Origin of the sequence: Ralstonia sp. RL (assembly GCF_001683835.1) — a bacterium.
In the GTDB taxonomy this organism is placed as follows: domain Bacteria; phylum Pseudomonadota; class Gammaproteobacteria; order Burkholderiales; family Burkholderiaceae; genus Ralstonia; species Ralstonia mannitolilytica.
Window position 1 is genome coordinate 1 of the sequence record NZ_LWRX01000038.1, and the last position, 10,604, is coordinate 10,604.

The 10,604-nt window shown below is 64.8% G+C and carries 8 protein-coding genes; 5 read left to right on the forward strand and 3 right to left on the reverse strand.

From position 1 onward, the window contains the following. Window positions 1-206: 206 nt before the first annotated feature. Window positions 207-488, reverse strand: a complete 282-nt coding sequence (locus A6M56_RS24230) for a DUF7696 family protein (RefSeq protein WP_045787140.1) — start codon at window positions 486-488, stop codon at window positions 207-209. 531 nt (window positions 489-1,019) lie between these two features. Here A6M56_RS24230 and A6M56_RS03870 point away from each other — a divergent pair. Then, entirely contained in the window at window positions 1,020-1,718 is a 699-nt protein-coding gene (locus tag A6M56_RS03870) for a CocE/NonD family hydrolase C-terminal non-catalytic domain-containing protein (RefSeq protein ID WP_257984045.1), read from the forward strand. Window positions 1,719-2,385: 667 nt separating this feature from the next. Beyond that, window positions 2,386-3,930, forward strand: coding sequence for a methyl-accepting chemotaxis protein (locus tag A6M56_RS03875; RefSeq protein ID WP_045787142.1), 1,545 nt, complete (start codon window positions 2,386-2,388; stop codon window positions 3,928-3,930). 68 nt (window positions 3,931-3,998) lie between these two features. Here A6M56_RS03875 and A6M56_RS03880 read toward each other — a convergent pair whose 3' ends face one another. Together A6M56_RS03880 and acs are read right to left on the reverse strand one after the other, a co-directional pair. After that, window positions 3,999-6,062, reverse strand: a complete 2,064-nt coding sequence (locus A6M56_RS03880) for a sodium:solute symporter family protein (RefSeq protein WP_254171297.1) — start codon at window positions 6,060-6,062, stop codon at window positions 3,999-4,001. A gap of 20 nt (window positions 6,063-6,082) precedes the next feature. Next, complete coding sequence (gene acs / locus A6M56_RS03885; protein WP_045787143.1) at window positions 6,083-8,065, reverse strand: acetate--CoA ligase; 1,983 nt, start codon at window positions 8,063-8,065, stop codon at window positions 6,083-6,085. A 203-nt stretch (window positions 8,066-8,268) separates the two neighbouring features. Here acs and A6M56_RS03890 point away from each other — a divergent pair, with 203 nt between their 5' ends. The 3 genes from A6M56_RS03890 to A6M56_RS03900 all read left to right on the forward strand — a co-directional run. Then, on the forward strand, window positions 8,269-9,225 hold the full coding sequence (locus tag A6M56_RS03890; RefSeq protein ID WP_099050676.1) for a DMT family transporter: 957 nt from the start codon (window positions 8,269-8,271) through the stop codon (window positions 9,223-9,225). An 89-nt stretch (window positions 9,226-9,314) separates the two neighbouring features. After that, on the forward strand, window positions 9,315-9,854 hold the full coding sequence (locus A6M56_RS03895) for a TIGR00645 family protein (protein WP_045787144.1): 540 nt from the start codon (window positions 9,315-9,317) through the stop codon (window positions 9,852-9,854). 189 nt (window positions 9,855-10,043) lie between these two features. Continuing rightward, the coding region (locus A6M56_RS03900; protein WP_286757797.1) for a fumarate hydratase at window positions 10,044-10,604 on the forward strand (561 nt) is incomplete at its 3' end.

Consider the following 10,604-nt stretch of genomic DNA (forward strand, 5'->3'; position numbering starts at 1 on the left):
GCACGCCTGGAAAGCGTGTATAGGTTAATAGCCTATCGGGGGTTCGAATCCCCCTCTCTCCGCCAGAACACAAATGCCCGCTCAAGCGGGCATTTTCATTTCTGCGGCACCTTCCATCGCCCAAAAACAAAAGACCCAGTCTCCCGACAAGGCCTTTTGCATCCCACCGCCGACGCGTCTGCGCGGTCGGCATCCTCTCGCGTAACTCAATGCAGCGTGGCGGTCGTCTCGCCCACCATCAGCGTCTGCGTAACCTCATCGCGAATCGATTGGGCTTTCAGCAGCAGGCGCAAGGCGATATCGGCACCACGGCTGTTTGCCACGTGTTCGATAAACGCGTTGCGTGCGCGTTCATTCAGCGTGGCAACGTGCGCAGCCTCGGACCACACACGCCACGCGGAGGGCTGACCGGCAAACTGCTCGCGGCGGCGAAGCAGGTCCGAGTCAATGGCAGCGGCAATCTCGATGTCTTGAACGGTGCGATTCATGATGGCCCCCTTGCGCTCTGTGCTGTTTTTGCGATCTCTTCGCGGTGCCCTGTGCCGGGCGTGCAGCCTGACGATGCAACGTCCATGCCAATACCCGGCGGCCGCTCCATTGGCAGTTTGTGCATGCATGCGTTGTCGTTTTGATCTGTTTGAAACGCCCTGTTGACGCGGGTTGGCGGACAGCACCCCTACGTTGGTGGGGTGCGGAATGCTCATCTGAACACGGCCCCGCCGGCCGGCTCGTTACGCGGAACGTTACGTAACGCTCGGGCGTTCCACAACCCAATCACGCGCCTCGCACGGTGGCACCACGCCATCTGCGGGGAACGCGTCCACAGGCATGCTTGGTACTTGACCCGTGCGCCCAAGCCCGCTGGCGCGCGGTCGGTCGTGTCACCCACCCCTCTTCTGCGTCGGCCTACTCGCTTGCTCCGCTTCCCCACCCGGAGCGATCGGCCGCGTGCCGCCACCCTCGGCGCGCCGGCCATCCCCCGAGACAAACACAACCAGAGCATTCAAGAGGAGACCCCCATGCAGATGGGCAACCCACGCGTGCGGCACGGCCGCATGCTCATGTCCGCGCTGCTGTGCGCGGCGCTCTCGCTGTCGGGCTGCGGCGGCGGTGACGGTTCCGCCGTCGCCAACAGCACACCCGCCGATTCAAACACCACCACGCAACCCACACAGCCCCCGCAGCCGGCACAGCCTGCCGCTGTCAACTGGACCACGCGTGGCACGCGCGCCACGCCGGTGCAACCAGGAACGTCCATCGCCAGCAACGCCGGCGCCAAGTGGGACGATTACACCCCGCCCGCGCGCTACGCAGGCGTTGCCAAGCAAGCCACGCAGTACATCACGATGCCCGACGGCACAAAGCTGGCGGCATACGTGACGCTGCCCGCCGACGCATCCGGCAAAGCCGCGACCGGCACTTTCCCCGAAGCGGATGTATGGATATCGAGCACCGCGCTGGACGCCGGCGTCTCGGTACGCATTGACGACGTGGACGCCGCTGGCAACGTTACGCCGCACACCGATGGGCTCCAGACGGCTTCGTTGCGCGCGGTGGACGGCAGCCGTTCACGCACGATGAACGGCCTGATGATCCAGCCATGGCATCCGTTCACGACCGGCTCCGTCCAGCCGATCGTGCCGGGCCAGGCCGTCATGGTGCCGGTAGAGGTGTTCCGACCAGCGCCCTCATCGCCAAAGGCCACAAGCTGCGCGTAGCGGTGGGCGCAAGCAACCTCCCGCAAGGCGTGCCGCCGCTGCCTACGCTGCTCGACTCGTTGATCGGCGTGCTGACCGTCTATAGCGATGCGGCCCGCCCCTCCCAGGTGGTTCTGCCCGTGGTGCCCGCCACCGCGCTGTAGCAAAAGCCGCTTCTGGCAATCACACGGCCCGCTTCGGCGGGCCGTTTTCTTTAAACACCCGACACCACCCAATTACCTAGTGGGCTAAATCCATACGTAAAACTACGCACAGCAAGTGATGCGGATAAAAAGAGGGATAACTGACATTAAATAACTCAAATACGGTAGGAAAACGTTGGCGCCGCCCAAGCCGCATAATCCATCGCACGATTCGGAATGACGGCAAGCCCAGCCCTTGCCACACAAGGTTTCACCGGCAACACAACCCCCTCACATGCATTAAGCAAAAACGCGCATGAGAAAGCTATTCAGGATTTTCTTTTGAATGCCGATAACCCCGGGTAGACCGAAAAGTCGGACAAAGACGATTCGGTCTCACCATGACATAACCTGCATCTTCCACGAGTACGCAAGACCCTGCAGATAACAAACGTGGTCGTCGACCGTCCTTTTCGAGCCGCTCCGGTGCGCGACCGCATCTCTATTCATTCAGCAAACCGGAGGACGCTGTGAACCTTTCCCAGATGACCATCAAGGCCAAGCTCACCACGGGCTTTGGCGTGCTGGCAGCCATTGTTGTCGTGGTATCGGGCATGTCGTTGCGGGCGCTGTCCGAGTCGACCGAAGGATTCTCGAGCTATGTGCACGGCATCAGCGCCCGCGCAGATGTCGCCAACGACGTGCGTACGGCGGTCGACCGCCGCGCCATTGCCGCGCGCAACCTGGTTCTCGTGGTGACGCAACAAGACCTGGACCTGGAAAAGGCAGAAGTCCTGCGCGCGCACGACGACGTGAAGAACAAGCTCAAGCAACTCAACGACATGATCGCGAGCGCCAAGGACGCAACTGACCGCGGGCGCTCTCTGGTACAAGACATCAATCGCGTGGAGGCGCAGTACGGCCCCGTGGCCACCGACATCCTCGGGTTGGTGCTGGCCGGCAAACGCGATGAGGCCGTCCAGAAGATGGACAACGAATGCCGCCCGCTGCTGGCTGCGCTCATCAAGACCACCGACGCGTATGCCACCTACACGCACGAACGTCAGGAGCAGCTCGTGCAGGCGTATGAGGCGCAGTACGTCGCCCAGCGCAATCTACTGACCGGCCTGTCGATCGGCGCGGTGCTGCTGGCCGTGATTGCCGGCCTGGTCATCACGCGGTCGATCACGCAGCCGATCCGCACGGCGGTCGATGTCGCCCGGACGGTGGCGCGCGGTGACCTGAGCAGCCGCATCGATGTGCGCGGCAAGGATGAGACAAGCCACCTGCTTTCCGCCCTGCGCGACATGAACGGCCGCCTGACCGAGATCGTCGACAAGGTGCGCGACAGCAGCAGCAGCGTCGCGGGCGCCGCCAAACAGATTGCCGCCGGCAACGCCGACCTGAGCCAGCGCACGGAAGCGCAGGCGTCGTCGCTGCAGGAAACGGCGGCCAGCATGGAAGAGCTGACGTCCACCGTGAAGCAGAACGCCGAGAATGCGCAGCACGCCACCGCGCTCGCTTCCACCGCGTCGGAAGTGGCACTCAAGGGCAGCACGGTCGTTGGTCAAGTCGTATCGACCATGCAGGACATCAGCGAGCGCTCGAGCAAGATTGCCGACATCACCGGCATCATCGAAGGCATTGCATTTCAGACGAACATCCTCGCGTTGAACGCCGCCGTGGAGGCCGCACGCGCAGGCGAGCAAGGCCGAGGCTTTGCGGTCGTCGCCAGCGAAGTGCGCAGCCTGGCGCAGCGTTCGTCAACGGCGGCCAAGGAGATCAAGGAACTGATCGCCTCGTCGGTGGAACGCATTCAGGACGGCTCCACGCTGGCGTGCGAGGCCGGCGCGACGATGTCGGAGGTCACGCAGGCCGTGGCACGGGTCACGCACATCATGGAAGAGATCGCCGCGGCCTCGCTGGAGCAGCGGCGAGGCATCGAGCAGGTCAACCAGGCCATCTCGCAGATGGATGAAGTGACGCAGCGCAACGCCGCGCTCGTGGAGGAAGCGGCCGCCGCTTCGCAGTCGCTGCAGGACCAAGGGCAGGAACTCAGCGCGGCGGTATCGTTCTTCCGCGTCGCCTGAGGCGGCACGGCGCAGCGCTCGTCGTCATGCGGCCCGCGCTGACAGGCGGCGGGCCGTTGCGGCTGCGTCTACAGCGGATCGCGCAGATAGCCCACCAGCTTGTCGACCACCGGCCGGTTCGGCCGCGTCAGCAGGCTCACGACGATGGCGGCGGCAAAGCCGGCGGGCACCCCAAACGCACCCGAGGCGATCGGGTCCACACCGAACCACGGGTGGCCGAGGATGCCGGTCATGCGCGTAAAGAACGGGTAGTTGACGAAGATGTAGTACACGCTCACGGCCAGGCCGGTGAGCATGCCGGCAATCGCGCCGGCCCGATTCGTGCGCTTCCAGAACACACCCAGCACGAGCACCGGAAAGAAGCACGAAGCGGCCAGCGAGAACGCGGCACCCACCAGAAAGAGAATGTTGCCCGGCTTGAGCGACGTCACGTAGGCGGCGAGCAATGCCACGCCCAGGAGCACGACTTTCGCGCCGGTCACGCGCCTCTGGTGGCTGGCGGTGTTGTCGATCATGTGGAAGTACACATCGTGCGACAGCGCATTCGCAATCGTCAGCAGGAGGCCATCCGCGGTGGACAGCGCGGCCGCCAGCGCGCCTGCGGCAATCAGGCCCGACAGCACATACGGCAGCCCCGCGATTTCCGGCGCGGCCAGCACGACCATGTCCGGCTGCATCATCACCTCGGCCCACTGCACGATGCCGTCGCCATTGACGTCGCGCAACGCGAAGACAGGCGGATCGACCTTGCGCCAAGGCACGACCCACTGCGGCAGATCGCCGAACGACGCCCCCACCAGATGCTGCAGCAGGTCGAGCTTCACCAGCGCCGCCAGCGCAGGCGCAGAGATGTACAGCAGCACGATGAAGAACAGCGTCCACCCGACCGAGTTGCGCGTCTCGCGCACCGACGGTGTGGTGTGAAAGCGCGTGAGTATGTGCGGCAGGCTCGCCGTTCCCACCATGAGGCAGAACACCAGCAGCACGAAGTTCAATCGCTGTGTCCCGCGCTCGGCTTCCGACGCCGATGGAAACGGCTCCGTCGATGGCGGCGGGACGCGGCTGCGTGCCAACGCCTCTTCACGCTGCTGATTCCACAGGATCGCGGCGGCCGCGGCATCTGCGGGGAATGCCTCGCGCTCGCGTTCGAGCGCCTTGATCTCGCGCAGCGGGGCGTTACGCTCGCGGGCAAGCTTCAATTCTGCGTTCAACGCTTCACGGGTGTCGTCGAACGACTGCGGCAATGCAGCGATGCGGTCTTGCAGCGCCTGGGCCTCGCCCAGGAAGTGCTCCCGCACGCCCTGCTCGGCGGCGTCGTGGACGATGCGGCGCTCTTCCTTGTCGATCTGCTGCAACAGGCGGCCGGTGGAAAGCTGCGGCACCGGGTCGTGATGCTGGTGCCAGCCCATCAGCGCGACCACGCCCAGGAACGACACGATCATGATGATGTACTGCGCCACCTGGGTCCACGTGACCGCGCGCATGCCACCCAGGAACGAGCACACCAGGATGCCCGCCAGCCCGAAGAATACGCCCACCGAAAACTCCACACCGATGAAGCGCGTGACGACCAGCCCGACCCCCTGGATCTGCGCGACGAGGTAGACGAACGAACACAGCGTCGCGCCCAGTACCGCAATGCCGCGCACCACCGGGCTGCCGCCGCGCTCGCCGTTGCCGTAGCGCGTGGCGAGGAAATCGGGGACCGTGTAGCCGCCAAACTTGCGCAGGTACGGCGCCAGCAGGAAGGCAACGAGGCAATAACCGCCCGTCCACCCCATCACATAGGCGAGCCCCTCATAGCCGGAGGCAAAGACGATGCCGGCCAGGCCGATGAACGACGCGGCGCTCATCCAGTCCGCCGCGGTGGCCATGCCGTTGAAGAAGGCGGGCACGCGTCGGCCCGCCACGTAGTATTCGGTGAGGTCTGCCGTGCGGCAGATCAGCCCGATGCACGCATAGATGGCAATCGTGACGAACAGGAACACATAGCCGAGCCACACGCCGGGTCCCCGCGCGTGTTCGATCGCCGCCATCATCAGGATGAAGACGAGCAACCCTACGGTGTAGAGCCCGTAATACAGAAACAGCCGCTTGCGAAAGCGGCTGTCGTGCTGCGAGTCGCTGGCCAAGATCGGGGCCGCGCTGCGGGTTAGCGGGCTTCCTTGAGCTGGTCGAGGATGGCCGGATTCTCCAGCGTGGACGTGTCCTGCGTGATGTCCTCGCCCTTGGCCAGCGAGCGCAGCAGTCGGCGCATGATCTTGCCCGAACGCGTCTTGGGCAGGTTGTCGCCAAAGCGGATGTCCTTCGGCTTGGCGATCGGGCCGATCTCCTTGCCCACCCAGTTGCGCAGTTCGGTGGCGATCTGCTTGGCCTCGTCGCCGGCGGGGCGCGAGCGCTTGAGCACCACGAACGCGCAGATGGCTTCACCGGTCATGTCGTCGGGGCGGCCGACCACGGCGGCCTCCGCCACCAGCGGGTTCGCCACGAGCGCCGATTCGATCTCCATCGTGCCCATGCGGTGGCCCGAGACGTTCAGCACGTCGTCGATGCGGCCCATGATGGTGAAATAGCCGGTGTCCTTGTCGCGGATCGAACCATCGCCGGCCAGATACAGCTTGCCGCCCAGCTCTTCCGGGAAGTAGCTCTTCTTGAAGCGCTCCGGGTCGCCCCAGATGGTGCGGATCATTGAAGGCCACGGACGCTTGACGACGAGGATGCCACCCTGCCCGTTCGGCACGTCGCCGCCGGTTTCATCAACGATGGCCGCCAAGATGCCGGGCAGCGGCAGCGTGCACGAGCCCGGCACCAGCGGCGTGGCGCCCGGCAGCGGCGTGATCATGTGGCCGCCGGTCTCGGTCTGCCAGAACGTATCGACGATCGGGCAGCGGCCGCCGCCGACGTTCGTGTGGTACCACATCCAGGCTTCGGGGTTGATCGGCTCGCCCACGGTGCCCAGCAGGCGCAGGCTGGAGAGGTCGTACTGCTTCGGGTGGATCGTCTCGTCGGCCTCGGCGGCCTTGATGAGCGAGCGGATCGCCGTCGGCGCGGTGTAGAACGTGTTGACCTTGTGGCGCTGGATCATGTCCCAGAAGCGGCCGGCGTTCGGATACGTCGGCACGCCTTCGAACACGACCTGCGTGGCGCCGGCTGCCAGCGGGCCGTAGGTGATGTAGGTGTGGCCCGTGACCCAGCCGATGTCGGCGGTGCACCAGAAGATGTCGTCCGGCTTGAGGTCGAACGTCCACTGCATGGTCAGCAGCGCCCACAGCAGGTAGCCGCCCGTGCTGTGCTGCACGCCCTTCGGCTTGCCGGTCGAGCCGGAGGTGTAGAGGATGAAGAGCGGATGCTCGGCGCCCACGGGCGTCACTTCGCACGTGTCGGGCTGGCCCGCCTCGACTTCATCCATCGCGCGGTCGCGCCCTTCGACCCAGTTCACGTTGCCGTTGGTGCGGCGATAGACGATCACGTGCTTGACGGCCTCAGTGCCTTCCATGGCCAGGGCTTCGTCGGCGATGGCCTTGAGCGGCAGCGCCTTGCCGCCGCGCATCTGCTCATCGGCCGTGATGAGGGCCACGGCGCCCACGTCGACGATGCGCTCCTGCAGCGACTTGGCCGAAAACCCGCCGAACACGACCGAGTGCGTCGCCCCGATGCGCGCGCACGCCTGCATGGCGACGATGCCCTCCACCGACATCGGCATGTAGATCACCACGCGGTCGCCCTTCTTGATGCCCAGGGCCTTGAGGCCGTTGGCGAAGCGACAGACGCGCGCGTGCAGCTCGCGATACGTGATGCGCGTGACCTTGGCGTCGTCGCTTTCGAAAATGATGGCGACCTTGTCGGCGTTGCCGTTTTCCAGGTTGCGCTCGAGGCAGTTGTACGAGGCGTTGAGCTCGCCGTCTTCAAACCACTTGTAGAACGGTGCGTTGGATTCATCCAGCACCTTGGTGAAGGGCTTGTGCCACAGCAGGTGCTCGTGCGCCAGGCGCGCCCAGAAGCCTTCGTAGTCGCGCTCGGCCTCGGCGCACAGGGCACGGTATGCATCCATGCCGGCGATGTTGGCCTGTTTGACAAAGGACTCGGGCGGGTTGAACACGCGCGTTTCCTGCAGGACAGATTCAATGCCAGCCATGATGTCTCCTGATAGCGATGTCTGTAATCGTTTTGCGGCGAATCTAAGCGCCGGACCTGACTCCAGCCTTACGCATTTGCGCGGCGCAAACCGATGTGAAGGCCATTACTATAATGCGTCACCCCGCGTTACGGCACCCACCGCAACGCAACATGGCCGGCCCGAAAGCCGCGTCCCGTGCCGGTTTCCACCGAACCACCATCGTGCCCATTCACGCCCTTTTTCTCATCGCTGCCATGGCATTGGTCGGCAGCAACGTCGGCTTCGGAAAATCGATCGTCGCCGTCATGCCGGTCATGCTGTTTGCGTTGCTGCGATTCCTGATCGCCATTGTCTGCATGGCGCCGTGGTACAGGCCGTCGCGCATGCGGCGCGTCACGCGCGGTGAGTGGACGAACCTCTTCCTGCAGGCGTTCTTCGGCACGTTCGGCTTTACGCTCCTGATGCTCAACGGGGTGAAGCTCACGTCGGCGCTGGCCGCGGGCATCATCACCAGCACGATTCCGGCCACGGTGGCGCTGCTGTCGTGGCTGGTGCTGCGCGAGCGGCCATCGCGGCGGACGTTCGTTTCGGTGGTGCTGGCGGTGGCCGGCGTGGCGATCCTGAACGCCTATCGTGGCGGCGAATCGTCCGCCGCCGCGCCGGCCGATGCCACGCAGGCGCTGCTGGGCAATGCGCTGGTGATGGGTGCGGTGCTGTGCGAGTCCATCTACGTGATCCTGTCGCGCCGCCTGACGCAAACGTTGCCCGCCATCGAGATCTGCGCGTACACGCACTTGATCGGCGGCCTGCTGATGCTGCCGCTCGGGCTGGTGCCGCTGCTGACGTTCGACGCGTCGAGTGTGCCGCTGCCGATCTGGGGGCTGGTGCTCTGGTATGCGCTGTCGGCCAGCATCTTCTCGTTCTGGCTGTGGATGAAGGGCATCCGCCACGTGCCGGCGCACCTGGCCGGCGTGTTCACCTCCGTGCTGCCGATTGCGGCGGCCACGTACGGCATCGTCGCGCTGGGCGAAACCCCGGGCTGGGCGCACGGTGTGGCGCTGGCATGCGTGGTGGCGGGCATCCTGATCGCAAGCTGGCCGGCACGGCCGCGCCGCCCGGTGCGGCGGCGGGTGGTCGATCCGCTGGATCCGCTCGATCCGTCGCTCGACCGCGAGTGAAGCACATCGCGAGCGTTGCCGTGTAAGCGATTTCGCCATCGCGAAACGCTACAATCGCGCGGTTTTTCGTCCAACTGCCCGCTTGCCTCATGAAGTCGCCCATTGCTCCGCTGCGCCCGATCCCGCGCCTGATCTTCTTCTCCCGCTGGCTGCAACTGCCGCTGTACCTGGGGCTGATCGTTGCCCAGGCGGCCTACGTCTATCTGTTCGTGATCGAGGTTTGGCACCTGGTCTCGCACATGAACGAGCTCGACGAAACCAAGATCATGCTCGCCGTGCTGGGGCTGATCGACGTGGTGATGATCTCCAACCTGCTGATCATGGTGATCATCGGCGGGTACGACATCTTCGTGTCCAAGCTCGGCATCGAGGGCCATGAGGATGAACCGGAGTGGCTCGACCACGTGAACGCCGGCGTGCTGAAGGTCAAGCTGTCGATGGCGCTGATCAGCATCTCGTCGATCCACCTGCTCAAGACCTTCATCGATGCACCCCAGAAGGACACCCACACGATCCTGTGGCAGGTCGTGATTCACGTGGCGTTCCTGGTCTCTGCGCTGGTGATGGCCTGGGTGGACCGCATCGTTTCGCACGCGCATCCGCACGGCGAGGCTGCCGACGCACATTGACGCCGCGCCCTTGTCGGCGCGGCGATTCCGACGAACGCGCTCGGACAATCCGTGCCCGACATTGGGTGTATGATCTCAGGCTGTTCTGAGCCTGCGGCGCCCGCCGTCCAGGTCACAGGCAGGCAGTGACGGCCACCGACCACTGCGCTGCCGCACCGGCTTTTCATTCCTATACGTTGGTCCCCCACCATGACCGTCATTCGTCAAGAAGACCTCATCCAGAGCGTTGCCGACGCGCTGCAGTACATCAGCTATTACCACCCGATGGACTACATCACTGCTCTGGGCCGCGCCTATGAGCAGGAGCAGAGCCCGGCGGCCAAGGATGCCATCGCGCAGATCCTGACCAACAGCCGCATGTGCGCCGAAGGCAAGCGCCCGATCTGCCAGGACACCGGCATCGTCACCGTGTTCCTGAAGGTCGGCATGAACGTGCGCTGGGACGGCGCCACGATGAGCCTGGAAGACATGGTCAACGAAGGCGTGCGCCGTGCGTACAACGACGTCGACAACAAGCTGCGCGCAAGCGTGCTGGCCGATCCGGCCGGCAAGCGCACCAACACGAAGGACAACACCCCGGCCGTGATCAACATGTCGATCGTGCCGGGCGACACGGTGGACGTGATCGTCGCAGCCAAGGGCGGCGGCTCCGAAGCCAAGTCGAAGTTCGTGATGCTGAATCCGTCCGACTCGATCGTCGACTGGGTGCTCAAGACCGTGCCGACCATGGGCGCCGGCTGGTGCCCGCCG

Coding starts and splice junctions, on each gene's coding strand:
- A6M56_RS24230 (WP_045787140.1), bottom strand. CDS start 488: ATGAATCGCACCGTTCAAGACATCGAGATTGCCGCTGCCATTGACTCG.
- A6M56_RS03870 (WP_257984045.1), top strand. CDS start 1,020: ATGCAGATGGGCAACCCACGCGTGCGGCACGGCCGCATGCTCATGTCC.
- A6M56_RS03875 (WP_045787142.1), top strand. CDS start 2,386: ATGACCATCAAGGCCAAGCTCACCACGGGCTTTGGCGTGCTGGCAGCC.
- acs (WP_045787143.1), bottom strand. CDS start 8,065: ATGGCTGGCATTGAATCTGTCCTGCAGGAAACGCGCGTGTTCAACCCG.
- A6M56_RS03895 (WP_045787144.1), top strand. CDS start 9,315: ATGAAGTCGCCCATTGCTCCGCTGCGCCCGATCCCGCGCCTGATCTTC.